This window comes from Pseudoflavonifractor sp. MSJ-37 (assembly GCF_018917965.1).
Classification (GTDB): domain Bacteria; phylum Bacillota; class Clostridia; order Oscillospirales; family Oscillospiraceae; genus Pseudoflavonifractor_A.
The window spans coordinates 1-25,237 of the sequence record NZ_JAHLPP010000007.1 but is presented as its reverse complement, the minus strand read 5'-3'; the positions used below and the strand labels follow the sequence as shown (position 1 = coordinate 25,237).

Genomic DNA, 25,237 nt, shown 5'->3' with positions numbered 1-25,237 from the left:
CCTCCCGGCTCCGGCGGTCCGCCGCCGGCTCTCTCTGAGAGGCTTTTCCAGAGGGCAAGGTCCCTCAGGACGAATCTACACTGGGTTTCGCCGTGCGAAACACCGATAGGAGTTGACTCACATGTCCGGATATCGTAAACTGGGCCGCCGCAGCGATCAGCGGAAGGCTATGCTCCGCGCCATGACCACCTACCTGCTGGAGAACGGTCAGATCAAGACCACTCTGAGCCGCGCCAAGGAAGTGGCCCCCATCGCTGAGAAGATGGTGACTCTGGCCAAAAAGAACGATCTGGCCAGCTATCGTCAGGCTCTGTCCTTCATCACTAAGGAGGACGTGGCCAAGAAGCTCTTCACTGAGATCGGCCCCAAGTATGCCGACCGTAACGGCGGCTACACCCGTGTCGTGAAGATCGGCCCCCGCCGCGGCGATGCCGCTGAGATGGCCATCGTCCAGCTGGTGTAAGAAAGACCGAACGAACGCCCCTCTGCCACTGGCAGAGGGGCGTTTTTCTGCTTGTGCTGAGATCGGAGCTATGGTAGGATGAGGGCGAAGGGAGGGAGGGCCACGATGCGGGAACTCGTCTTGGTGCTGATCAGTCTGCTGCCGTTCGCGGGGAGTTATATGCTGGAACGGCAGATGACGACTACGGGAGTCATGCCGCCCTTCCTGTCACTGGCCACGCTCTTCCTGCTGGCCTGGGGCTTCGCGGCATGGGCCGCGGTCCGGCTGGGGATGACAGGGCGGCGGGTCCTGCTCTGCCTGCATCTGGTGCCGACGTTGGACCTGGTACTGCTGGCGGTCCAGGAGCTGATCCTGCGGCGCTATTGGATGAGCTGGCTGGGCGTATGGTCTCAGCTCTACTACCTTCCGCTCGTGAACATGGCCGCCCGCCTGACCCGGTGGAGCGGACGGCTCTTCATGACCTATGTCACAGCGTTCCTGATGCTGCTGGCAGCGGCCTGGCTGGGGACGAGGCTGGGAACACGACACAGAGAATGAGAAAAAGGCGGAGCCGGCCGGCTCCGCCTTTTGCGTTCGATCAGGATCGGAGACGTTCACTGGAGCAGGATGGAGAGGAAGGTGTCCTTGTCCAGCTTATTGAAGTAGTCGCCGATTTCCACGCCCTCCAGGGCGGCACGGAGGGCGGACTCCTCCAGAGGTCTGCCGATGAGGCGCTGGGCCAGCTCGTGGCTGTCGCCATTGCCGAAGTAGTCACCGAAGAAGGAGAGGGCGGTGATCTCGCCGCCACGGGCCACGTCCATGTGGACCTCCAGTTTGCCGCAGCCCTCTACCCGGCGCTCCTTCCGGATCTGGCAGGCAGGGGAACGGCCATAGTTCCACTCCCACTTGTCGTAGACCTCATGCTGGAGGGCCTTCACCGCCTCGATGTCGGCGTCGGTGAGGGGATAGGGCTTCAGGCCATACTCCTCGAACATGAACTCCCGCAGGATCCGCAGGAAGTCCTGGGTGGAGATGTCCTCCTTCACATAGGGCTTGATGTTGGTGACACGGCTGCGCACGGACTTGAGGCCCTTGGATTCGATCTTGTCCCTGGAGACGGCCAGCGCCTGGCTCACCACCTCTAGGTCGGAATCGAACATGAGGGTGCCGTGATGCATGACTCGGCCGTGCTTCATGTACTGGGAGTTGCCGGAGAACTTCTTCCCGTCCACGGTCATATCGTTGCGGCCGTTGATCTCGGCGGGGACGCCGATGCTCCGCAGGGCCTTCACCACCGGGCGGCAGAAGGTGGAGAAGTCGAATTTGCTGACGCCGCCAGTGTCGGCGATGAAGGTGAAGTTGATGTTGCCCATATCATGATAGACGGCGCCGCCGCCAGACAGCCGGCGCACCACCTGGATGTCATGCTCCTTCACATAGGGGGCGTTGATCTCGCCGATGGTGTTCTGATGCTTGCCGACGATGATGGCGTTGTCATTCTGCCAAAGCATGAAGTAGTCCTGGCTCTGGTCCAGCTTGTCGAAGACATACTGCTCCAGGGCGAGGTTGAAGTGAGGATCGCTGCTGGTGCTCTCGATGTAATACATGTTGTTCGACCCTTTCTCTGAGGTATTGGCCGTATGCGGCAGTCCTGAGTCTGTACGGACCGGTTCATATTAGCACAGGAAGGGGAGATTGACAAGCCTTATGAAAAAGGTTAAAATACGGACCATATCGAATGCGCCGGAACTGGAACGGCTTCCAGATCTTGGCGGATATTTAGGAGTGTATGTTATGGACAAAAGAGAGGATGGCGGGATCCGTGCGTTCCTGAAGCGCAAGAACATCGAGATATCAGCCAAGAGGTATGGCGTGGAGGCTCTGGGCGCGATGGCCCAGGGCTTGTTCGCGTCTCTGCTGATCGGCACGATCGTGGGGACTCTGGGCAGCCAGTTGGGTATCGAGGCATTCGTGACCGTGGGGACCTATGCCAAAAACACCATGGTGGTGGGTGCCGCCATGGCCTGTGCCATCGGCTGGGCCCTCCAGTGCCCGCCGCTGGTGCTCTTTTCCCTGATCACCGTAGGCGGGGCCGCCAACGAGCTGGGCGGGGCCGGCGGGCCCTTGGCCGTACTGGTGATCGCCGTGATCGCGGCGGAGCTGGGCAAGGCGGTCTCGAAAGAGACGAAGATCGACATTTTGGTGACGCCCTTCGTCACCATCTTCTCCGGCTGTATGCTGGCGACGATGTTCGCGCCGGCCATCGGCATGGCGGCCTCCTCGGTGGGCCGGGTCATCATGTGGGCCACGGATCTCCAGCCCTTCTTCATGGGCATCGCCGTATCGGTCCTGGTGGGCATCGCCCTGACTCTGCCCATCTCCTCCGCGGCCATCTGCGCGGCGCTGGGACTCACCGGTCTGGCCGGCGGCGCGGCAGTGGCCGGATGCTGTGCCAACATGGTGGGCTTCGCCGTGCTCTCCTTCCGGGAGAACGGCTGGGGCGGCCTGATCTCTCAGGGGCTGGGCACCTCCATGCTCCAGATGGGCAACATCGTCCGCAACCCCAAGATCTGGATCCCGCCCATCGTGGCTTCCGCCATCACGGGCCCGCTGGCCACCTGTGTGTTCCGCCTTCAGATGAACGGTGCGGCCGTGTCCTCCGGCATGGGCACCTGTGGTCTGGTGGGCCAGATCGGCGTCTATTCCGGCTGGGTCAGCGATGTGGCCAGCGGAGCGAAGGCTGCCATCACGCCCTTCGACTGGGCTGGCCTCGTGCTGATCTCCTTCGTCCTGCCGGGTCTGATCGCGTGGCTGGTGGGCCTGGTCTGCCGCCGGGCAGGCTGGATCCGGGAGGGAGATCTGACGCTGGAGCGGTGATCGGTCCAGCGGTCGGAAAGAAAAAGCCGGAGAGACCGCAGAGACGCTTGTATTTCCTGTTTTATTTTGTTAAGATGGGATCAGCAGGGGAGCAGAGCTCCCCGAATATGAGCGTGAAAGGAAGGATCTTATGATGAAGCAGAAGAGCAAGCTCCTCTCCCTCCTGCTGGCAGTGGTCATGACGTTCAGTCTGGCCGTCCCTGCCATGGCAGTGGAAGTCCCCGATGCCGGCGACAGTCTGGCGGGGAAGATCGTGATCCTGCACACCAACGACACCCACGGCGGTGACATGGTCTCCCACGAGGGGGACAAGACCACGGACTCCATCGGCACCGCCGGTGTGGCCCAGTTGAAGAAGGACTATGAGGCCGCCGGAGCCGAGGTGCTCCTTCTGTCCGCCGGAGACGCCATCCAGGGCGCGCCCATCGTGAACCTGGACAAGGGCGTCTCCGAGATCGGCTTCATGAATGCCGCCGGCTATGACGCGATGGCTCCCGGCAACCATGAGTTCGACTACGGCTATGAGAACCTGAAGAGCCTGGCCGCCTCCATGGACTTCCCCCTGCTGGCCGCCAACATCGTGGACAAGGCCACCCAGAAGCCCGTGTTCCAGACGAACGGGATCTTCGTGTACGGCCTCACCAAGATCGGCGTGTTCGGTCTGGCCACCCCAGAGACCGCCTCTAAGGCCAATCCCAAGTATGTGGAGGGCCTGGAGTTCCTCCAGGGCGAGGCCCTGTATGCCTGTGCGCAGGCTCAGGTGGACGCCCTGAAGCAGGACGGCTGCGATCTGATCGTGGCCTTGGGCCATCTGGGGGTGGACCCGGAGAGCGCCCCCAACCGCTCCATCGACGTGTGTGAGCATGTGAAGGGCATCGACCTCTTCGTGGACGGCCACAGCCACTCCACCAACGAGCAAGTGGCCGCCCAGAACGGCGGGAGCAACGTCATCGATGGGACTCTGCTGGTCTCCACCGGCACCAAGCTGGCCAATGTGGGCGTAGTGGTCTACGATCCCGACGCTGAGAGCCTGGAGTACGGCGCCGTCGCCGCCAGCGATTACACCAAGAGCGACGCGGCGGTGGACAAGGCCGTCACGGAACGGAACACCGCTGTGGACGGGGAGCTCTCCGCTGTATTCGCCAAGACTGAGGTGGATCTGGACGGCGAGCGCGCCCCCGGCGTCCGCACTCAGGAGACCAATCTGGGCGACTTCGCCACCGACGCGATCCTGTGGCAGGCCCGGGAGTATCTGGGCCAGGATAAGGTGGATGCCGCGATCACCAACGGCGGCGGCATCCGCGCCAGCATCCCCGCCGGGGACATCTCCATGAAGACCATGAAGACGGTGTTCCCCTTCGGCAACACTGTGGCCACTGTGACGCTCACCGGCGCTCAGCTGCTGGAGGCGCTGGAGGCCGCCACCTGTTCCACCCCCACCGCGATCGGCGCGTTCCCCCAGGTGTCCGGCATCTCCTTCACCATCGACACCGCCGTGCCCTATGAGAACGGGGCGCAGTACGGTGACACCACCTACTTCGCTCCTGCCGCTCCCGGCGCCCGGATCAAGGACGTGACCATCGACGGCGCGGCCCTGGATCTGACCAAGGAGTACACCATCGCCACCAACGACTTCACCGCCGCCGGCGGCGACACCTACTATGTGTTCAAGCAGGCCAAGCTGTTCGACACCACCGTGGCCATGGAGGACGCGCTGGTGAACTACACCCGCGACGTGCTGGGCGGCACCATCACCGCCGAGCGGTATGGCGCTCCCGCCGGCCGCATCACCGTCCTCAAGGACGTGCTGGCTGACTATGGCGACGTGTCCGCCTCTGCCTGGTATGCGGACGCGGCCCGCTTCGTGCTGACCAACGGTCTCATGAACGGCACCGGCAAGGCCAGCTTCGCGCCGGAGGCCACCGTCACCCGGGGCATGGTCTATCAGACTCTGTACAATATGGCGGGCAAGCCCGCTGTGGCGGAGGCCGCTACCTTCTCCGATGTCTCCGGCAAGTGGTACGCCGATGCCGCCGCCTGGGCGGAGGATCAGGGTCTGACCACCGGCGTGGGCAAGGGCCTGTTCGGCGGTGAGAAGGCGATGACCCGCCAGGAGCTGGCCAAGGTCTTCGCTGACTACGCCGAGACCACCGGCATCCATGCCGCCAATATGGAACTGACTGCCTTCACCGATGCCGCCGACGTGGCCTCCTGGGCCAAGGACGGCATGGAGCGGGCCGTGGCGCTGGGCATCCTGTCCGGCTCCAAGGGCCGGCTCATGCCCACCGGCACCGCCCAGCGGTCCCAGCTTGCCCAGATGCTCAAGCAGTTCTCCAAGCTGGAGCCGACCTATACGGTGGAGCATATCACGGTCCAGAACGGCAGCCGTCAGGTGCCCGCCATCGTGACCATGCCTGTCTCCGCCTCCAAGGACAACAAGGTCCCAGCGGTCATCATGGACCACGGCCATGGTGGGAGCAAGGATGAGAACGTGGGCTTCGGCGGCATCGCCGTGGCTCTGGCTCAGGAGGGCATCGCCACCATCCGCATGGATTTCCCCGGCTGTGGTGAGTCCAAGGAGCCCTTCACCGAGAACTATTTGTCCAACATGATCTCGGACTCCAACGCCTGTAAGGCGTATCTGCTGGCCAACTATCCTGTGGATCCGGATGCCATCGGTATCCTGGGCTACTCCATGGGCGGCCGCATCGCCGCCACTCTGGCGGGCGAGAAGGACAGCGGCTATAAGGCCGTGGTCCTGCTGGCCGGCGCGGTGATCGACGGCCGTTCCCTGATCGCGTCGATCATGGGCGGAGATGACAAGATGGATGCCGCTCTGGCTCAGGCGGAGCAGGAGGGAAAGTACACCCTCACCACCCGGTACGGTCAGGTCCAGGACCTGTCTTCCGAGTGGTTCCATGAGCTGATCGCCTCCCAGCCTCTGGCCAACGCCGCCAGCTATACCGGTCCTGTACTGGTCATGTATGGCGACAAGGATACTATCGCCCCTGCCGAGGTGAACAAGCTCTCCCTGAAGGCGTTCCCCAATGCCACTGAGATCGTGGTGAAAGACGCGGACCACGGCTACGGCTTCTACAGCGACCAGCCTGATGTGACGGCCGCTGTGGAGGGCGGGATCTCCGGATTCTTCTTCCAGCATCTGCTGGCGAAGACCACGGAGCAGGCCGCGTGATGCGCGGACCGCAATGATGTTCGTTGAATGACACCGGGGCCGGCCCGTCCTTCGGGACCGGGCCGGCCTTGGTACATCGAGTTTTCCCCAAACGAAGTGAAAGGTGTGGATATCTCATGAAGAAGAAAGCAGTTGCTCTGGTCCTGACCGGCGCTATGGCGCTGTCCATGGCCGCTCCCGCCTTGGCGGCGGAGGGCGCCGCCTTCACCGATGTGGACAGCAAGGCGTGGTACGCCTCCGCCGTCTCCTTCGTGGCGGAGCAGGGCCTCATGAGCGGCACCGGCAAGGGCGCCTTCGCCCCAACGGCTACCGTGACCCGTGCCATGGTCTACCAGACCCTGTACAATATGGCCGGGAAGCCCGCTGTCTCGGACAAGGGCGGCTTCACCGACATCTCCGGCAAGTGGTATGCCGATGCCGCCGCCTGGGCGGAGAGCACCGGTCTGGCCGCGGTGCCCAAGGACAAGACCTTCAACGGCGAGCGGGCCATCACCCGGGCCGAGACCGCCGCGGTCCTGTCCCGCTATGCCAAGCTCAACAACATCGTCTCCGAAGAGGGCGGCATGGCCATGAAGGAGGCGCCCGACTACGATAAGATCCCCGCTTGGGCTCTGGCTGATATGAGCTTCTGCTACTATAGCAACGTGCTGAAGGGCGACGACAAGGGCAATCTGAGACCGCTGGGCACCACCCAGCGGGCCGAGCTGGCTCAGATCCTGAAGCAGTTCTCCGCTCTGACGCCAGTCTATACGGAGACTGTGGTGTCCATCGACGTGCCGGAGACCGACGGGATCCCCGCCCACTCCATCCCCGCCACCGTGACGATGCCCGCCTCCGCCTCCAAGGACGCCAAGGTCCCCGGCGTGGTCATGCTCCACGGCACCGGCTCGAATCGGGATGAGGCCGGCAGCGGCTATGCCACGGCCGCGCCCATCATGGCCGCCAGCGGCATCGCCACCATCCGCATCGACTTCATGGGCAACGGCGACTCCAAGGCCAGCTACACCGACTACTGCTATACCTCCGCCAAGGTGGATGCCAAGGCTGCCGCCGACTATCTGGCCGGTCAGACCGGCGTGGACGGTGCCAAGCTGGGCGTCATGGGCTGGAGCCAGGGCGGCACCGACGCGCTCCTGGCGGCCGCCGCCTATCCGGACACCTTCAAGGCCGTGGTCACTTGGGCTGGCGCGCTGGATCTGACCGGCAGCTCCATGTTCGGGGACACCACCTTCGAGGATGCCTACGCCCAGGCCAAGAGCAAGGGCTCCTACACGATGACCTTCGACTGGCGGGACGCGCTGGAAGTGGGCACCCGCTGGTTCCAGGAGGTGGGCGAGACCGATATGCGGAAGGTCGTGGCCCAGATCAAGGCCCCCATCCTGGCGATCCAGGGCGAGGCCGATACCACCGTCACCCCTGACAACGCCGACAAGATCAGATCCGCCGCCGTCAACAGCGCCTCGGATACCCATTTCATCGCCGGTTGCGACCATACCTTCAACGTGTTCTCCGGAGACCTGACCGCTCTGAAGGATGCCGTCAGTGCCGGGGACGATTTTTTCCTCAAGCAGCTGGGCGCCGCCCAAGAGGAGACCGAGAGCGACGAGGGCTCCGCCAAGGACTATATCGCCGCCCATGAGGCCGACTTCTTCCTGACCGGAAAGACCTCCTATACCATCGAGGGCATGATGGTCTCCAAGGACACCTCCTTCCATAACGACCTGGAGAACACCGACTACACCGCCAAGGACGACGGCGTCAGCGTGGTCCTCAAGGGCACCAGCGGGGAGCAGTGGGTCTCCAAGCTGGAGAAGGTCCTGTCCACCTATACCAAGCCCGACGGCTCCGCCCTGACGGCCGCTGACTTCACCGGGAAAAAGGACACCTTCGTCCCGATCAAGACCAAGGCGGCTCCGGACACCAACTTCGCCTGCTTCGTGCCCGCCGCCATCCGCCTGACCGTGGATACCGCCTGGGGCGACACCCTCCATGTGAACGACCCGGTATCCAGGCATGGCGACGGTGACTATCTGGTCTGTGCCAACAAGGACGGCAAGCCCGACTTCTCCGACGTGTGGGTGGTCAACGGCGTCACCTTCGGCAGTACCTACGACACCAGCCGGGGCCCCGCCGCCGCTAAGGTCTAGGAGTCCAGAAGTACGGCCGCACCAACATCGCCGTCTGCATCGATCACGGCAGGCTGAACGAGACCGCCGGGGGTGGACCGCTCCGCCGACCGGTCCAAGGTGGACCTGCAGAAGGCCGCTCAGGACTATCTGACCGCCCACGGGATCGCCTCCGCCCAGATCGACGCCCACCAGGCGGATTTGAGCAAGTGAGCCGGACCAAAATAAAAGCAGCCCCTGCCGGACGATCGTCCGGCAGGGGCTGCTTTCCTATGAGGATCAATCCACCTTGGAGGTTTCGGCCTCAGCGGCGGCCTTGGGCTTGCGCTTACGCTTCACCTTGGGCAGGTTCTCCGCGCCCAGGATCTCATACACGCCGCCCATGAAGCGGTCCAGCACCACCAGGAGCTGCTCCAGATAGGCCTCTCCGGCGGGGGTAGTGTGGTAGAACTGGCGGCGGCGGCCGTCTGGGGCGATGCACTTTTCGCCAAGCTCGATGTAGTGAGCGTCCAGCAGACGGTAGACGACAGCGTAAGGAAAGGTGATGTTGAGGCGGTCACTGCTGCGCTCCAGAAGGAGGTCGGTGATCTCGTTGATGTACATCTCCCGTTCCCGGAGAAGGTAGAGCACCAACAGCTCGGTCGTGCCTTTCTTCAGGTTTTCTTCCAGTCCCTCGGGGGACATGCTGGTCTTGCGTTTGCCGCGCTTGGCCTTGAGTACAGTCTCGTTCGTCATAGCGTTCTTCTCCTATCCTCCGCGTTCCGCGGGCAGTATACAGATCATGGATATTCGTATTATACCAGCTTGGAGTGGGATCGACAAGAACTTTAGAAGGAAGCTATTTGCGCTGAACGATATTTTGATGAAGGCAAACGGAGAGGCAGCTCTGTGCGGCCCGCCCCGTATGGACGAAACGAGCGGGACAGGATGGAAGAGAAAGATGGTGGACAAACGGACGGAAAAGAATTATAATGACACGAAGCGAAGAGCGCCTGCCGCCGGCCATGACCGGGACAGGCACTTGGAGAGAGGAGAGGAAACGAAATGCAGGCTGTGCAGAGAGGGCTGATCCTGCCGGGAGCACTGCTCCTGTTGGCGGCCCTTCTGTGTATCCCGTCCTATCTAGAGGAGCGGGAGGCGGCGGCTCCGGAGACGCCGCATCCGACGATGGAGCTAGCCCTCCGCCTGGAGGACCGGCCCATGGCGGAGTGAGCGAAGCAAAACGAAAGAGGAGCCCTCCGCAGAGATCAGATCGCTCTGCGGAGGGCTCCGGTCCATTTTTTGAGAAAAGACGGCGGACTTACTTGCTGGCCCACTCGCCGGTGGCGCTGGCCTTCAAGTAGGCATTGATGAAGCCGTCCAGATCGCCGTCCATGACGGCGTTGATGTTGCTGGTCTCATAGCCGGTGCGGTTGTCCTTCACCAGCTGATAGGGCATGAAGACGTAGGAACGGATCTGGCTGCCCCACTCGATCTTGAGCTGGACGCCCTTGATGTCCGAGATCTTCTCCAGGTGGGCCTCCATCTTGAGCTGGACCAGGCGGGAGCGGAGCATCCGCATACAGTTGTCCCGGTTCTGGAACTGGCTCCGCTCGGTCTGGCAGGAGACCACCACGCCGGTGGGCTTATGGATCAAACGGACGGCGGAGGAGGTCTTGTTGACGTGCTGGCCGCCGGCGCCGGAGGAGCGGTAGACCTGCATCTCGATGTCCTCGGGACGGATGTCCACCTCCACGTCGTCGGGGAGCTCGGGCATGACCTCTACGGCGGAGAAGGAGGTCTGGCGGCGGGCCTGGGCGTCGAAGGGGGAGACACGGACCAGACGGTGGACGCCATGCTCGCTCTTCAGATGGCCATAGGCGTTCTCGCCGGAGATAGTGATCGTGGCACTCTTGATGCCGCCCTCTTCGCAGTCCTGATAGTCCATGGTCTTGCAGTCATAGCCATGGCGCTCGGCCCAGCGGGTGTACATCCGGTAGAGCATCTGGGCCCAGTCCTGAGCCTCGGTGCCGCCGGCGCCGGCGTGGATGGTCAGGATGGCGTTGGAGTTGTCGTACTCGCCGGTGAGCAGGGAGGAGAGACGGGCCTCCTCGATGTCGGCCTCCAGCTTGATGAAGCCCTCTTCCACCTCGGGGACCAGAGTTTCGTCCTCCGCCTCGTTGCCCATCTCGCAGAGGGCCATCAGGTCGGACCACTCGTCCCGGCGGCGCTTCTGACCGTCCAGCTTGCCCTTGAGCTGGGAGATCCGCTGCTGGACCTTCTGGGCCTTCTCCAGATCGTTCCAGAAGCCGTCGGAGGCGCTCTCCGACTCCAGCATCTCCGCCTCCTGAGCGGCGGCCTTCAGACCCAGCGCCTGCTCCAGATCGTCCAGAGCGGGCAGGATGTTGTTCAGTCTCACTTTATATTCGTCGAATTGAAGCATATCACACACTCTCACATCTCATTCGATATTAGCCTTTCCATTATATCCAATGAGAGAGCAAATGTAAAGCAAAACTGTCGGTCCGGCGGGGAAAATGCACCTTAGCGGTCGCTGACGGGCCGTTCCGTCTCCGTGGAGAAGATCAGGTCGTCCACGTCCTCCCGGGGCGCGGGCATCGGGGCGGGCGCGGGGCTGTCTGGGGTGTGTTCCGGCATGGCATCTGCCTCCTTCCAATGGTCCTATCTCAGTCTATGCGACGGGGCGGGAGATATGCGCATGGCCGGCCGGAAAAATTTTTTGAAAATGTAGTTGACGATCGCGGGAGAATGTGTTATCATAATCAAGCACTCAGCAAGAGCGAGTTTGCGACCGGAAACGCCGGAGTGGCGGAATGGTAGACGCCCGGGACTTAAAATCCTGTGGGAGCGATCCCGTGCCGGTTCAAGCCCGGTCTCCGGCACCATATCGCGGGATAGAGCAGCTTGGTAGCTCGTCGGGCTCATAACCCGGAGGTCGTAGGTTCAAATCCTACTCCCGCAACCAGATGAAACAGCCATCTTCTTTCGAAGATGGCTGTTTTCATATTTTGCCATAGGCTATGAGCGGAGATCGGCTCCATTTTTTCTGGGACAGCCGCTTTACATCAGCGATCAAAAGTGGTAAAGTAGATACAGACAACGCGATGAAAGACATCCAGTAAGGCGCTGGACCATCCCTTCTCCAGAGAGCTGCCGGTCGGTGCGAGGCAGAGAAGCGTCAGCGTCCCAATTACCGTCTGGAGCAGCGCCCGGAAACTCTGATCAGGAGGAGTATGCGGCGCCGGGTGCGCCCGATACTGCGTGGGGGATAGCCATATCCCATGAGGCCGCGGTGACGCGGTGAACTGAGGTGGTACCACGAGTCGCTCTCGTCCTCTGTGTCCCGGCTGGGCACGGAGGGCGTTTTTTATCCGCTCCGTCCGGCGTCGGGATCCGAGCGAAGTTTGGATCATCATGAGGAGGGGCAAACGATGCCTAAGATCACGTTCTATCAACACGAGCCGATCCCGATGGAGATGCACAAGGTCAAGATCGTCCAGCAGCTCCATCTCCTGCCTGCCCAACAGCGTCTGGAGAAGATGCGGGAGGCCGGCTTCAATACCTTCCAGCTCCACAACGGGGACATCTTCCTGGATATGCTGACCGATTCCGGCGTCAACGCCATGTCTGACCGGATGCAGAGCGCCATGCTGGTGGCGGACGATGCCTACGCGGGATCTGAGACCTTCTTCAAGATGCAGCGCAAGCTGGAGGAGATCTTCGGCATCCACTACTGTCTGCCCGCCCATCAGGGCCGCGCCTGTGAGAATATCCTGGCCACCCGTTTCGTGAAGCCCGGGAACTGCGTCATCATGAACTACCACTTCACCACCGCCAAGGCCCACATCACCCGGCTGGGCGGCCGCGTGGAAGAGCTGGTGAAGAAGGAGGGCCTCGTCAGCCACAGCGACCTGCCCTTCAAGGGCGACATCGATCTGGAGGCTCTGGAGGCCTGCATCCTGCGGGAGGGGCCGGAGAACGTGCCCTTCGTCCGGCTGGAGGCGGGCACCAACCTGATCGGCGGCCAGCCCATCTCCTGCGCCAACATCGAGGCCGCCACTGAGATCTGCCGGAAGCACGGCGTCATGACCGTGCTGGACGCCTCGCTCCTTCAGGACAACCTGTACTTCATCAAGACCCGGGAGCCTGAGATGCGGGATCGGACCGTCCGGGAGATCGCCCGGAAGATCGCCGACCAGTTCGACATCATCTACTTCTCCGCCCGCAAGTTCGGCTTCGCCCGGGGCGGCGCCATCTTGGTGCGGGACGAGGCCCTTTTCCACTCCATGGAGGACCTGATCCCCATGTTCGAGGGCTTCCTGACCTACGGCGGTATGTCCGTGAAGGAGATGGAGGCCATGACCGTGGGCTTCGACGAGAGCATGGACATGGACGTGATCTCTCAGGGCCCTCAGTTCATCGACTACTGTGTGCGCCGTCTGGATGAGTACGGCATCCCCGTCATCACCCCCGGCGGCGGTCTGGGCGCCCACATCGACGTGAAGGAGTTCCTGCCCGATGTGCCCCAGGAGCAGTACTCTGCCGGTGCGCTGGCCTGCGCCCTGTACATCTGCGGCGGCATCCGGGGCATGGAGCGCGGCACCCTCTCCGAGGAGCGGGAGCCCGACGGCACCGAGCGCATCGCCTCCATGGAGCTCCTGCGGCTGGCCTTCCCCCGCCGGGTGTTCACCCTGTCCCAGACGGAGTACGTCATCGACCGGGTCAAGTGGCTGTATGACCACCGGAATCTGGTGGGCGGCCTGCGCTTCGTCCACGAGCCGGCCACTCTGCGCTTCTTCACCGGCGTACTGGAGCCGGTGAGCGACTGGCCTGAGAAGCTGGCGGCGGCCTACCGGGCCGACTTCGGCGACGAGCAGTGACAGCGCTTTCCCCATAAGAGATACTATGCCCGCCCCGAGGCCGCTTCGGCCTTGGGGCGGGCATGTTTCGCTCTTGGCCGCCGCTTGACATCCTGTATGGCCTGATGTTAAGATGGATATATCGATATTCGATATATGGAGAGGGAGGAGGGGGAACCATGGCGCGGAAGAAGCTGGACACGCTGACGGAGCCTATGTACTATATCCTGCTGGCGCTCCGGAGCGAGCGTTACGGGTACGGCGTCATGAAATATGTCAGTGCCCTGACGGACGGCGCGGTGAACATCGGCGCGGGGAGCCTCTACGCTCTGTTGGAGCGCTTCGAGAAGGATGGCCTCATCGGCCTGAGCCGGGTGGAGGACGGCCGGAAGTACTACCGCCTGGCCCCGAAGGGGGCGCGGGTGCTGGAGCGGGAGTACCGGCGGATCCGGCGACAGGCATCGGATATGGAGCGGGTCTTGCGGGAGGAGGCGGAGGGATGAGACGGAAGCTGGGGTGGTTCCCCTATGGGGCCATGGACCGGGCCGCGGCGGAGGACTGGCTGGAGCGGCAGAGTGCCCGGGGCTGGGATCTGGACCGGATCGGGCCCGGTGGCCTGGCCCTCTGGCGGCGGGCGGAGGAGATGCCCTCCGGGACCCGCTGGTGCGTGGATCTCTGTCCGGAGCCGGAGGAGGCGGATCTCCGCCGGTATCGGGAAGCGGGTTGGGAGCTCCAGACCCAGTCCGGGCCGCTGGCGATCCTGAAGGCCCGGACCGTGGCGGACCCGGAGCCAGTCCGCTCCGACCTGCGCTGGACCGGGCGGGACCGCTTCCGCCGGACCGTGTGGCCGCCGCTCCAGGCGGAGCTGGAGACGGCGCTGGCCCTGCTGTTCCTGCTGGCGGCCCTGTGGATCATGGCGCGGCAGGGCCGGCGGCCCGTAGTGGGGCCCGCCGACCTGCTGTGCCGGACCTCGCCCCTGTGGCTGGCCCTGAGCGTCCTCTGCCTGACGGCGGGACTCTTCTGGATCGGAGTCGCCGGTCTGGCCTGGTGGAGACGAGAGCGGGAGGGCCGTGCGTGGCGCTCCACGGTCTTGTCCCGCTGGGCCGCGCGGTGCAGAGGCCTCCTGCCGAGGCTGGAGCGGCTGTTCGCGGCGCTGTACGTTTTGTTCCGGCTCTGGGAGCTGAGCATGGGCGTGCTGGGCTGTCATACCACGGATCCCTTCCGGCGGGCCGCCCTCCGGGACCGGCCGATCGTCATGGCGGAGGACCTGGGCCTGGACGGGCGGACGGTCTCCCGGACGGACCTGTCCCCGGTGTGGGCCCTGATGGTCCGGGGAGAGCGGTATCAGGAGACGGTCCGGCAGGACGGGGGATACCAGTTCCTCACCTGTGAGCGCTATGTCTGCGGTACGGAGGGCTATGCCCGCCGGCTGGCCTGCGCGCTGGCGGACCAGTGCGGCACGGGGGACTATGAGGGCCTGGGGACGCTGGACTTCCAGCCGGCGGAGCTGGGCTTCGACGAGAGCTGGACGGCCCGGGACGGCGCGTTCCTCCTGCTCCGGCAGGGGCGGACGGCGGCTCTGGTGGGGACTTATTCCACCGAGGGCCTTGGCCCGGACCTGACGGAGACGGGGCTTCTCCGCCGTGTGGCGGAGCGGCTGGGGATGGAGGCGGAAGGATGAAGGAGAGACGATATGCCTGGTTCGGCTTCGCGGACCTGGACTACAAGGCGGCGGAGCAGTGGCTGGAGGACTGGAAGTCCAGAGGCTGGGAGCTGGAGAAGCTGATTTGCGGCATGGCTGTGTTCGTTCCCCTGAGCCGGCCGGACCTGCGCTATTCCGTGGATCTGGCCCAGCCGAGGCGTCTGCTGGGGGCGGCGGAGGACGGAGCCGGGAGCTATGACCGGCTCTGTGCCGACGCTGGCTGGGAACTCACTGGCCGGTGGGGCCTGATCCGGGTCTATCAGTCCAAGCCGGGCCGGACCGTGGTGCCTATCCAGACCGACGAGGCGCTGGAGGCCGACCGGCTCCGGCGGCTGGCGCTGGTCCCGGCCATGGGCGCGGCTCTGGGGACTCTGGCCACGACGGCCCTCTATGCCGTCCTCCTCCTGCTGATCGGACACAGCAGTTTCTACCCCTTCCAAATGTTCTACGAGCCGGCAGCTCTGGGGGAGATGGTCCTGCTGGCGGCTCTGCTGGTCTGGACCGGGTATGAGTTCTGCGCCGCGCTGGCCTATGGGATCCGGGTGTGGCTGGCGCTGGAGCGGGACCGGGCCTTCCCGCGGCCCCAGATGGGCGCGGCCCGCTTCCGGAGCGGGATGAAGCCTGTGCTGATCCTGGCGGTACTGGTGCTGGCGCTGGGCAGTCTCCTGAGCGGGGACATCCGTCGGTCCGAGCCTCTGGACCCGGCGGCCCTGGCGGCGGAGGGCCATCCCGTGGTGACGGCGGCGGATCTGGGCCTCGGCGGCACGCTCCCGGAGGACGGCCTGACCCGGGCGGGCGGCCGGATGCTCTCCTCCCGGACGTTGCTCCAGACGATCGACGGCGGAGGGCTCCTGTATGTCCGGCGGGAGGACGCCGCCTGGCCTTGGCTGGCGGAGGAGGTGTTCACGGAGCTGTCCCGTGGCTTGGACAGGGACGAGATCCGGGAGATCCTCTGCGGCGGCGGAGGGACAGAACAGGCTGTGGATCCGCCGGCGGGCGTCCGGGCGGTCTGCGTCCGGTACGAGCGGGGGAGCTGTCTCCTGCTCCAAAGCGGCCGGACGGCCGTGCGCCTCATGGGAGATCTGGACTTTACGGATTCGGCGATCCTTGATACAATAGCTTCGAAAATGCAGTTAGGAGCGTGATCCACATGGCGAACGTATTGTTCGTGAATGCCTGTGTCCGGCAGGAGAAGTCCCGGACGCTGAAGCTGGCCCGGCACTTCCTGGCCGCCTATGCCGCCCTCCACCCGGAGGACACGGTGGTGGAGCGGGACGTGATGGTGGAGCGGCTGGAGCCCCTCTATCCCGATACGCTGGACTATCAGGAGCGTCTGCTGGAGGAGGGCCGGACCGACGATCCCATGTTCGCCGCCGCCCACCAGTTCGCCGCCGCCGACAAGGTGGTGATCGCCGCGCCCTTCTGGGAGCAGTCCTTCCCCGCGGTCCTGCGGGTCTATCTGGAGCGGGTGTCCGGGAAGAACCTGAGCTTCTACTACGACGAGGCGGGCGGGAAGCACAGCCTGTGCCATGTGCGGAAGCTCCTGTTCCTCACCACCCGGGGCGGCGATTTCTCCGCGCCGGAGGCCCAGTGGCTGGAGATGGGCGCCAATCAGCTCAAGGCGATCGCCCACTCCTTCGATATCCCGGAGTTCCGGACCATCGCCGCCGACGGCCTGGACATCGTGGGCAATGACGTGGAGCAGATCATGGCCAAGGCCATGGCGGAGTGTGATGAGGTTGCCAAGACCTTCTAAAATGAATACGAGACGTCATATCAGATGACGAAACAACGGCCCGCGATCATATCGCGGGCCGTTGTTGGCGTCTCGGAGGGGGGATGTGCGTCAGAGCATCTCTCTGCGGCCCTCCAGGGCGCGCATGAGGGTGGCGTCGTCGGTGTACTCCAGATGGCTGCCCACGGGGATGCCGTAGGCCAGCCGGGTGACCTTCACCTGGAAGGGCTTCAGGAGCCGGGAGAGATACATGGCGGTGGCCTCGCCCTCGGTGTCGGGGTTGGTGGCCATGATGACCTCCCGAACGCCGCCGGCGGCCACCCGCTCGATCAGCTCCTTGATGTGCAGGTCGTCGGGACCCACATGGTTCATAGGGGAGATCACCCCGTGGAGCACATGGTAGAGCCCCTCATACTCCCGGGCCCGCTCGATGGCCACCACGTCCTTGGGAGTGGCCACCACACAGATGACCCCCTTGTCCCGCTTCTCGCTGGAACAGATGGCACAGGGCCCCTCGCCCTCGGTCAGGTTCTGGCAGACAGGACACAGGCAGATAGACTGCTTGGCGGCCGTGAGGGCGTCGGCAAAGGCCTGGACGCTCTCCGGGGGCTGGGAGAGGATAAAGAAAGCCAGACGCTGGGCGCTCTTCCGGCCGATGCCCGGCAGACGGGCGAACTGCTCGGTGAGCGTCTCCAGCGCGGGAGGGAAATACTGCATGGAGGACCTCCGTAGTCAGGACGGACTCATCCCCGCAGAGCGGAGATGGCCATGGCGGGGTCGGCGGCGCCGTAGACGGCGGAGCCGGCCACCAGGGTATCGGCGCCGGCGGTCACGGCCCGGCGGGCGGTCTCGGTGTTGATGCCGCCGTCCACCTCCAGCCGGCAGGCGGGGTTGTACTGCTGGATCAGAGATCGGATCTGGGCCACGGTGTCCAGCTGATCGGCCATGAAGGACTGGCCGCCGAAGCCGGGCTCTACCGTCATGACCAGCACCATATCCAGCTGTTCCAGATAGGGGATCACGGCCTTGGGGGAGGTGATGGGCCGCAGGGCCACCGCCTTCTTCACGCCGCAGGCGTCCATGAGCCGCAGGGCCTCGGAGATGCCGCTGGGGCCGTCGGCCTCCAGATGGATGGAGAGCAGGTCGGCGCCGGCCTTGGCAAAGGCCTCCACATAGCGGACGGGCTTCTCGATCATGAGATGCACGTCCAGGAACATATCGGTACACTTGCGGATGGACTTGACCACAGGGATGCCGATGCTGATGTTGGGGACGAACATGCCGTCCATCACGTCCACATGGAGCCAGTCGGCGGAGGAGACACGCTTGATGTCCCGCTCCAGGTTGGCGAAATCGGCAGAAAGGATCGAGGGTGCGATCTTGATCATTACGATATCCTCCGTTCAGTCCTCCCACAGGGGGCCGGAGCCGGTCTGCGGGAGGGAGATCGCGGGGCCGGAGCCGGACACCCCGCGGCTGGGAGACACATAGGATGGAGCACGCGGCAGGGGTGCGGAAGCGCCTGCGTGGCCGGACTGGCCAGCGCTCTCCCACACAGCCACGGGGCCCGGTCCCGGCTGGGGCCGGTCACGCGCCGCTGAGATAGTTGGCCGCCGGTGGGCTCCGCCGGCGGCCGACACAGGGGATGCTTCGTTTAGAGGACGGTGTTCACCACGCGGGCGTCGTAGCCCGCGGCCTTGAAGGCGTCCAGGATGGCGTTCTTATGGGCGTGGCCGAAGGCCTCGGTGGTCACCCGCAGCTCCACGCCGGCCTGACGGTTCAGGTTGACGAACTGGTTGTGCTCCAGCTTGATGATGTTGCCGTTCTCCTTGGCCACGATCTGGGCCACCCGCACCAGCTCGCCGGGGCGGTCGGGGAGCTGTACGGAGAAGGTGAACACCCGGCCACGGTTGATGAGGCCGTGCTGGACCAGAGAGGAGATGGTGATCACGTCCATATTGCCGCCGGAGAGGACAGACACCACGTTTTTGCCCTTGCAGTCCAGATGGTTCAGGGCGGCGATGGTGAGCAGGCCGGCGTTCTCCACGATCATCTTGTGACGCTCCATCATGTCCAGGAAGGCGTCTACCAGCTCGCTGTCGTGGATGGTGATGATATCGTCGATGTTCTTCTGGAGATAGGGGAAGATCTTGTCGCCGGGGGTCTTGACGGCCACGCCGTCGGCGATGGTGTCGACCTTGGGGAGGGTGACCACATGGCCGGCCTCCAGGCTGGCCTTCATGCAGGCGGCGCCCACGGGCTCCACGCCGATCACGGTGACGTTGGGATTGAGCAGCTTGGCCAGAGTGGACACGCCGGTGGCCAGTCCACCGCCGCCGATGGGCACCAGGATCACGTCCACGTCGGGCAGGTCCTTGAAGATCTCATAGGAGATGGTGCCCTGGCCGGTGGCCACGGCGGGGTCGTTGAAGGGATGGATGTAGGTCAGGCCCCGCTCCTCGGCCAGCTTGGTGCAGAGGGCGGCGGCATCGTCGAAGGTCTCGCCGTGGAGGATGACCTCGGCGCCGTAGTCCTTCGTATTGTTCACCTTCACCAGCGGGGTGGTGGTGGGCATGACGATGGTGGCCTTCACGCCGGCGTGCTGGGCGGCATAGGCCACGCCCTGGGCATGGTTGCCGGCAGAGGCGGTGATCAGGCCCTTCTCCTTCTCCTCCTGAGAGAGGGTGCTGATCTTATAATAAGCGCCGCGGATCTTGTAGGCGCCGGTGACCTGCATGTTCTCCGGCTTGATGTATACATTGTTGCCAGTGTTCTTGGACAGGGCGGGGCTGTAGATCAGATGGGTGTCCTGGATGACGCCGGACAGTACGTTCCGGGCCTCTTTGAACTCGTTGAGCGTGAGCATGGGAATGTCCCCTTTCTTTGACACAAGTGGCACAGCGGATGGGGGTCCCGCCCTTTCTGTCAGGGGACTGGACCGGGCCGTTGCGGGTCGTCTTCTCCAGGCCGGGACCGTAGGAAAAGGCATTTTATATATCATACTGATCTTTCCCCATAAAGTCAACGGAGAAACTGACCAGAAACGGCACGCTCAGAGGCCTGCTCCCGTGGAACTTTCCTTGACACCGCCTCGGGGGAACGGTACAATAAACTAGAACGAATCGACCTCAGTTTGGAGGAAATGCCGATGGCGAACAAAAAGATAGCGTCCACGATCCCCATCTATGCGGCCGGCATCGTCTGGCTGCTCTGGTCCATGGCTCTGCCGCTCTATGCGCCGCTCCATTTCATTGGGGCCGCTGCCGCCTCTCTGGCGGTGTATGTGCTGGGCCGGTGCCTGATCTGGAAGGACTATGTGGTCACCTATCCTGACGCGGACGGGAAGGGGAAGGAGGCGGACAAGACCGCCCAGCCCAAGCAGGAGGCCGCGAAAAAGCAGGAGCCTGCCGTCTCTCCGGAGGTGGCCGCGCTCCGGGCCGAGCGGGACCGGGCCGTGGGAGAGATGAAGCGGCTGAACGCCAGCATCGCCGATCCAAAGATCTCCGCCCAGATCGACCATCTGGAGGAGGTCACCGGCAAGATCCTGGACTATGTGGCGGAGCACCCGGAGAAGCAGTCTCAGATCCGCAAGTTCCTGGACTACTACCTGCCCACCACGCTGAAGCTCCTGAACGCCTACGACCGGATGGACAGCGCCGGGATCTCCGGCGCCAACATCGACGGGACCAAGGGCAAGGTGGAAAAGATGATGGACACCATCGTCACCGCCTTCGACCGCCAGCTGGACGCCCTGTTCGGAGACGAGGCCCTGGACATCGCCACGGACATCACCGTTCTGGAGCGGATGCTCTCCGGAGAGGGCCTGACCGGCTCCGACTTCCAGGCCGGAGCGCAATAAAAGAGACGGATATCACGAACTGGATTCGACTTCCCGAATGGAAGGACGAGAAGAAAGGATGGATCAGCTATGTCTGACGAACTGGATATGATGCCGGAGCTGACGCTCACCCCCACTCTGGATACGGCCGCGGCCGCCGCTCCGGAGGCCCCCGTTCTGACGCTGGGCGATGAGCCTGCGGCCAAGCCCGGCCAGATGACCGAGGCCGAGCGGGAGGCCGCCGCCGTCAAGCTGGATGAGAGCCGTCTCAGCGAGGCCGAGCGGAAGATGGTGGACGACTTCGCCCAGAAGATCGACCTGCGGGATTCCAACGTGGTGCTCCAGTACGGCGCGGCGGCCCAGAAGAACATCGCCGGCTTCTCGGAGAGCGCTCTGAACTCCGTGCGGACCAAGGATCTGGGCGAGGTGGGCGAGGCCCTGTCCTCCCTGGTGGTAGAGCTCAAGCACGTAGGCACGCCTGAGGAGAAGAAGGGTGGCATCCTCGGCTTCTTCCAGAAGAAGAAAAACGAGCTGGAGGAGATGAAGATCGCCTACTCCAAGGCTGAGACCAATGTGGACAAGATCGCCTCCCTTCTGGAGAAGCATCAGGTCACCCTGATGAAGGACGTGGCCATGCTGGACCAGATGTACGAGCTGAACATGAAATATTATAAGGAACTCACCATGTATATCCTGGCGGGCAAGAAGCGGCTCCAGCAGGTCCGGACCGGCGAGCTGGAAGAGCTCAAGCAGAAGGCCACTCAGACCGGCGCTCAGGAGGACGCGCAGGCCTACAACGACCTGGCCAATATGTGCGAGCGCTTCGACAAGAAGATCCACGACCTGGAGTTGACCCGGGTGATATCCATCCAGATGGGCCCCCAGACCCGCCTGATCCAGAACAACGACACCCTCATGCTGGAGAAGATCCAGTCCTCGCTGGTGAACACGATCCCCCTGTGGAAGAGCCAGATGGTGCTGGCTATGGGGCTGGAACACTCCCGGCAGGCCACCGCCGCTCAGAGCGCCGTGACCAACATGACCAACGAACTGCTGACCAAGAACGCGGACCTGCTGAAGATGGGCACCATCGAGACGGCCAAGGAGGCCGAGCGGAGCGTGGTGGATATCGAGACCCTGAAGCACACCAACGAACAGCTGATCTCTACGCTGGATGAGGTCATGAAGATCCAGCAGGACGGCGCCCAGAAGCGCCGCGACGCGGAAGCCGAGCTGGGCAAGATCGAAGGTGAGCTGAAGCAGAAGCTGCTGGAGCTGAGAGGCTGAGACAGACCGGACCAGCCGACGGCCCAGCTCGGCGCGGGCGGTTCGTCCGCCCGCCGCGCGTGAGCGCGTCCAAGCACCGCCGCAGGCGGTCTTGCCGCAGGGACGATCCATTCGTCCCGAGGAAGGAAAGGATGGGGGGCCCAGGGAAGGGCGTCCCCGGCGCCCTTCCCTGGGGACTGGGCAAGATCGAAGGTGAACTGAAGCAGAAGCTGCTGGAGCTGAGAGGCTGAGACAGACAGAACGGATATTTGCGCTTGAGGAGAGTGATGCCCCTTGAAGAAACGGACCACAGCCATCGTGCTTTTCGTGTTGATGGTGGCGGCCGCCATCGGGATCGGACAGGCCAGGAAGCAGTCTTACCTGACCGGCCCTACGCCCAGCATCCCGCTGGAGAGCGGGCTGGACACCGGCAAGGTCAGCCGGTTCCTGGATGACCAGGCGGGCCTCCTTTCCAAGAGCGCGGCCCAGACGGTGCTCAGCTATGACGCCAACTGGGACAGCCGTTATAACAGCGTGGTGGCCCTGGTCACCGTAGAGGACGCCGGGACCGACGATCTGGAGACCGCCGCCCAGTCTGCCGGTCGGGCTATGGGCTTGGGGGATGGAGACGCGATCCTCTATATCGACGATGCCACCGGAAGCTACTATGTGTACCCCGGCACCGAGTTCTCCGCATTCCTGACGAACAGCGTCATGCAGGAGCTGGACGAGCGGGTCCTGTCCGGAAACGACTGGGAGGACGGTATCCTCAGCTTTTATCAGGGGATGGACGGGGTCTACCAGAGCTATTTCGGCGGGAGCGCCGTGATGCCCGGTGAGGACTATGGCTACAGCTATACCTATGAGAGCGGAGTGGATCAGGGCACGGTGCTGGTCTTTACGGTGGTGCTGATCCTCATCATCGCGTCCATCGCGGACCGGTACCGCTACAACGATTACCGCCGCCGCTATTATGGCGTGCCGGAGCCTCCGGTGGTGTTCCGGCCGATCTTCTTCTGGCACGGCCCGCGGTCCAGCTGGTACCGGCGCCATTGGGCCCCGCCGCCTCCGCCTCCGGGTGGCCCGAGAGGAGGGCCCGGACCTGGCAGAGGGCCCGGTCCTGGCCCTGGCGGTCCCAGGCCCGGTGGACCCGGTCCCGGCGGCTTCGGCGGGGGACGTCCCTCCGGCGGCGGCCGTCCCGGCAGTGGGTTCGGTGGGAGCCGTCCCTCTGGCGGAGCCCGTCCTGGCAGCGGGTTCGGCGGGAGCCGTCCCTCTGGCGGAGCCCGTCCCGGCAGTGGGTTCGGTGGGAGCCGTCCCTCCGGCGGGGCCCGTCCCGGCGGCAGTTTTGGTGGGAGCAGACCTTCCGGCGGCTTCGGCGGGAGCCGGGGCGGAGGGAGCTTCGGCGGCAGCCGTGGAGGCGGCTTTGGCGGCAGCCGCGGCGGCGGTGGAGGTTTCGGCGGCGGACGCCGCTGACCGGTCACCATTTAGGACATACGATGGCCCCGGAACTCCCGAGAGAGGGAGTTCCGGGGCTTTTTGCTTGCCAAAGGCATACGGCTATGCTATCTTAGAGAGGAAGATCCCATCTATATTTATAGGAGGTGGAGCGATGCGCTTCGATCGAGTCCGCGCGAAATGGGACGCCCGTGCCGGGATGGCAGGGGCGTCGCCCCATCCGATGCTGGTGACATTGGTATATCTTCTGCTCACCACCGGTCTGACCAGCGGCGGGAGCTTTGTGATCCTCCTGCTGGCCTCCAATTCGCCGCTCGCAGCCCTGAAGGGGATGGCCCTGGGGGCGGACTACTATCCGGCGGAGCTTTGGAGTGGAGCGTGGCTCCTGCCATACCTGTTCTTCACGATCCTCATGGGGCTGTTCTCCCAGGTGCTGGCGGCGGGCTATACGGCTTACAGCCTGAACATGGCCCGGGGCCGGCGGGCGGGTCTCCAGGATCTGCTGGACATCTTTTCCATGGCGGGCCGGGTCCTGCTGGCGGTGGTCTGGGTGGGCCTCAGCGCAATGGGCTGGACGATGCTGGGCATGGGGGCGTTGTTCCTGCTGTGCCTTCCGGGGGCGCTCCTCGGCGGGCCGGCGATGCCCCTGACGGTGTTGGGTGCAGTCGGCTTCATGATCTATGTGTTCTGGGTGTCCCTGCGGTATGCCCTGACCTTTTTCTTCCTGGTGGATGAGCCGGAGGCGGGAGCCCGGGCGGCGGTGCGCAGCAGCGTGGCCTATATGCGGGGGTGGAAGTGGGAGTGCTTCAAGCTCCAGATCTCCTTCTTGGGCTGGCAGATCCTGTCCGCCCTGACGGCAGGGATCGTGGGCCTGTGGGTGACGCCGTACAGCATGACGACCATGGCCAACTTCTATGATTTTTTGACGGGCCGCTGGCCCAGAGGTCCCCAGTCCGGGGCGTTGGACGGGACAGCCCCGTTCTGAATGGAAAAAGATACGGCCGCCGATGGACCAGATCCGGTCCGTCGGCGGCCGTATGCGTTTCAGGACTCCACGTGGAGGGCCTCCGCCCAGTCAGCGGCCTTGAAGCCGGGGAGGGCGAAGCGGCCGCCCACCAGCAGGGGACGCTTGACCAGCATCCCGTCTGAGGCCAGCAGCTCCAACTGTTCCGCCTCGGTCATGGCGGGGAGACGGTCTTTCAGCCCCAGAGCCCGGTACTGGAGACCGCTGGTATTGAAAAAGCGCCGGAGGGGGAGGCCGCTCTGGCGATACCAGTCCCGGAGCTCATCCACAGAGGGGCGGTCGGTCTTGATGTCCCGCAGATCGTAGGAGACGCCGCGGGCATCCAGCCAGGCCTTGGCCTTTTGACAGGTAGAGCACTTGGGGTACCAGAGGAAGATCATGGCAGTCAACTCCTTTTCTGGACTCTATTCTGCACGATAGAGCGGAAATTGGCAAGACCGATCTTGCCATGTCAACCAAAAGTCAACCAGGGGTATTTTTCGGGGCAAAACGCCCCGAAAAATACCCCTTTTCTCTTGAAAACAGTACGGAAATGGCAGGTGTGAGGACTGTCGTACTCCACTCGTGGACGATTGTCTCCCGATTAGCTTCAAAATCAAACAAGGAGGAATCCTCAATGAGCAACCTCAAGAAGGTTCTCAGCGTCGGTCTGGCGTCTACCATGGTAATGGGCATGATGACCACCGCCGGTGCTGCGAGCTACGAGAAGTTCACTGACAA

The 25,237-nt window shown here is 63.8% G+C and carries 22 protein-coding genes and 2 tRNA genes; 17 read left to right on the top strand and 7 right to left on the bottom strand.

Going from position 1 to position 25,237, the window contains the following annotated elements; all coding sequences use genetic code 11:
• Positions 1-121: 121 nt before the first annotated feature.
• Both rplQ and KQI12_RS11610 read left to right on the top strand, forming a co-directional pair.
• On the top strand, positions 122-463 hold the full coding sequence (gene rplQ, locus KQI12_RS11615) for a 50S ribosomal protein L17 (RefSeq protein WP_216573558.1): 342 nt from the start codon (positions 122-124) through the stop codon (positions 461-463).
• Positions 464-568: 105 nt separating this feature from the next.
• The gene (locus tag KQI12_RS11610) at positions 569-1,000 is read left to right on the top strand and encodes a hypothetical protein (RefSeq protein ID WP_216573556.1); all 432 of its coding nucleotides are present in this window, start codon (positions 569-571) and stop codon (positions 998-1,000) included.
• Between the two features lie 56 nt (positions 1,001-1,056).
• On the opposite strand, the gene KQI12_RS11605 is transcribed toward KQI12_RS11610, so the two are convergent.
• A complete protein-coding gene (locus KQI12_RS11605; protein WP_216573554.1) occupies positions 1,057-2,049 on the bottom strand; it encodes a lipoate--protein ligase in 993 nt (330 codons plus the stop codon).
• Positions 2,050-2,236: 187 nt separating this feature from the next.
• On the opposite strand from KQI12_RS11605, the gene KQI12_RS11600 reads away from it, so the two are divergent.
• The 3 genes from KQI12_RS11600 to KQI12_RS11590 all read left to right on the top strand — a co-directional run bounded on the left by KQI12_RS11600 (position 2,237) and on the right by KQI12_RS11590 (position 8,659).
• Positions 2,237-3,319 (top strand): PTS transporter subunit IIC, encoded by a 1,083-nt coding sequence (locus KQI12_RS11600; protein ID WP_216573552.1) that lies wholly within the window; start codon positions 2,237-2,239, stop codon positions 3,317-3,319.
• 130 nt (positions 3,320-3,449) lie between these two features.
• Complete coding sequence (locus tag KQI12_RS11595) at positions 3,450-6,512, top strand: alpha/beta fold hydrolase (protein WP_216573550.1); 3,063 nt, start codon at positions 3,450-3,452, stop codon at positions 6,510-6,512.
• 116 nt (positions 6,513-6,628) lie between these two features.
• Positions 6,629-8,659, top strand: coding sequence for an alpha/beta fold hydrolase (locus KQI12_RS11590; RefSeq protein WP_216573548.1), 2,031 nt, complete (start codon positions 6,629-6,631; stop codon positions 8,657-8,659).
• A 258-nt stretch (positions 8,660-8,917) separates the two neighbouring features.
• Here KQI12_RS11590 and KQI12_RS11585 read toward each other — a convergent pair whose 3' ends face one another.
• Positions 8,918-9,373 (bottom strand): PadR family transcriptional regulator, encoded by a 456-nt coding sequence (locus tag KQI12_RS11585; RefSeq protein WP_216573547.1) that lies wholly within the window; start codon positions 9,371-9,373, stop codon positions 8,918-8,920.
• Between the two features lie 309 nt (positions 9,374-9,682).
• Between KQI12_RS11585 and KQI12_RS11580 the strand changes: the two genes are divergently transcribed.
• Positions 9,683-9,850 carry a hypothetical protein gene (locus KQI12_RS11580; RefSeq protein WP_216573545.1) on the top strand — a complete coding sequence of 56 codons (168 nt, stop codon included), beginning with the start codon at positions 9,683-9,685 and terminating at the stop codon, positions 9,848-9,850.
• 88 nt (positions 9,851-9,938) lie between these two features.
• On the opposite strand, the gene prfB is transcribed toward KQI12_RS11580, so the two are convergent.
• A complete protein-coding gene (gene prfB, locus KQI12_RS11575; protein ID WP_216573543.1) occupies positions 9,939-11,060 on the bottom strand; it encodes a peptide chain release factor 2 in 1,122 nt (373 codons plus the stop codon).
• A gap of 377 nt (positions 11,061-11,437) precedes the next feature.
• On the opposite strand from prfB, the gene KQI12_RS11570 reads away from it, so the two are divergent.
• The 7 genes from KQI12_RS11570 to KQI12_RS11540 all read left to right on the top strand — a co-directional run bounded on the left by KQI12_RS11570 (position 11,438) and on the right by KQI12_RS11540 (position 16,955).
• A tRNA-Leu gene (locus KQI12_RS11570) sits at positions 11,438-11,523 on the top strand.
• A gap of 3 nt (positions 11,524-11,526) precedes the next feature.
• Positions 11,527-11,603: transfer RNA gene (locus KQI12_RS11565), tRNA-Met, on the top strand.
• Between the two features lie 466 nt (positions 11,604-12,069).
• A complete protein-coding gene (locus KQI12_RS11560) occupies positions 12,070-13,518 on the top strand; it encodes a tryptophanase (protein WP_216573541.1) in 1,449 nt (482 codons plus the stop codon).
• 158 nt (positions 13,519-13,676) lie between these two features.
• Complete coding sequence (locus KQI12_RS11555) at positions 13,677-14,000, top strand: PadR family transcriptional regulator (protein ID WP_216573539.1); 324 nt, start codon at positions 13,677-13,679, stop codon at positions 13,998-14,000.
• Complete coding sequence (locus tag KQI12_RS11550; protein WP_216573538.1) at positions 13,997-15,178, top strand: DUF2812 domain-containing protein; 1,182 nt, start codon at positions 13,997-13,999, stop codon at positions 15,176-15,178. The genes KQI12_RS11555 and KQI12_RS11550 overlap by 4 nt, the downstream gene beginning before the upstream one ends.
• Complete coding sequence (locus KQI12_RS12730; RefSeq protein WP_216573536.1) at positions 15,175-16,344, top strand: DUF2812 domain-containing protein; 1,170 nt, start codon at positions 15,175-15,177, stop codon at positions 16,342-16,344. The genes KQI12_RS11550 and KQI12_RS12730 overlap by 4 nt, the downstream gene beginning before the upstream one ends.
• A 5-nt stretch (positions 16,345-16,349) precedes the next feature.
• On the top strand, positions 16,350-16,955 hold the full coding sequence (locus tag KQI12_RS11540) for an NAD(P)H-dependent oxidoreductase (protein WP_216573534.1): 606 nt from the start codon (positions 16,350-16,352) through the stop codon (positions 16,953-16,955).
• A 90-nt stretch (positions 16,956-17,045) separates the two neighbouring features.
• On the opposite strand, the gene recR is transcribed toward KQI12_RS11540, so the two are convergent.
• The 3 genes from recR to ilvA form a co-directional block, all read right to left on the bottom strand.
• A complete protein-coding gene (gene recR, locus KQI12_RS11535; protein WP_216573531.1) occupies positions 17,046-17,651 on the bottom strand; it encodes a recombination mediator RecR in 606 nt (201 codons plus the stop codon).
• 26 nt (positions 17,652-17,677) lie between these two features.
• Entirely contained in the window at positions 17,678-18,322 is a 645-nt protein-coding gene (rpe, locus tag KQI12_RS11530; protein ID WP_216573530.1) for a ribulose-phosphate 3-epimerase, read from the bottom strand.
• A 266-nt stretch (positions 18,323-18,588) separates the two neighbouring features.
• Complete coding sequence (gene ilvA / locus KQI12_RS11525; protein ID WP_216573660.1) at positions 18,589-19,800, bottom strand: threonine ammonia-lyase; 1,212 nt, start codon at positions 19,798-19,800, stop codon at positions 18,589-18,591.
• 282 nt (positions 19,801-20,082) lie between these two features.
• Between ilvA and KQI12_RS11520 the strand changes: the two genes are divergently transcribed.
• The 4 genes from KQI12_RS11520 to KQI12_RS11505 all read left to right on the top strand — a co-directional run bounded on the left by KQI12_RS11520 (position 20,083) and on the right by KQI12_RS11505 (position 24,478).
• Positions 20,083-20,793, top strand: coding sequence for a 5-bromo-4-chloroindolyl phosphate hydrolysis family protein (locus KQI12_RS11520; RefSeq protein ID WP_216573529.1), 711 nt, complete (start codon positions 20,083-20,085; stop codon positions 20,791-20,793).
• Between the two features lie 69 nt (positions 20,794-20,862).
• Positions 20,863-22,059, top strand: coding sequence for a toxic anion resistance protein (locus tag KQI12_RS11515; RefSeq protein WP_216573528.1), 1,197 nt, complete (start codon positions 20,863-20,865; stop codon positions 22,057-22,059).
• Between the two features lie 273 nt (positions 22,060-22,332).
• Positions 22,333-23,511: a TPM domain-containing protein gene (locus KQI12_RS11510; protein WP_216573527.1), complete on the top strand. Its 1,179-nt coding sequence runs from the start codon at positions 22,333-22,335 to the stop codon at positions 23,509-23,511.
• A gap of 136 nt (positions 23,512-23,647) precedes the next feature.
• Positions 23,648-24,478, top strand: coding sequence for a DUF975 family protein (locus tag KQI12_RS11505; RefSeq protein WP_216573526.1), 831 nt, complete (start codon positions 23,648-23,650; stop codon positions 24,476-24,478).
• 59 nt (positions 24,479-24,537) lie between these two features.
• On the opposite strand, the gene KQI12_RS11500 is transcribed toward KQI12_RS11505, so the two are convergent.
• The gene (locus tag KQI12_RS11500) at positions 24,538-24,897 is read right to left on the bottom strand and encodes an arsenate reductase family protein (RefSeq protein WP_216573525.1); all 360 of its coding nucleotides are present in this window, start codon (positions 24,895-24,897) and stop codon (positions 24,538-24,540) included.
• Positions 24,898-25,237 lie beyond the last annotated feature (340 nt).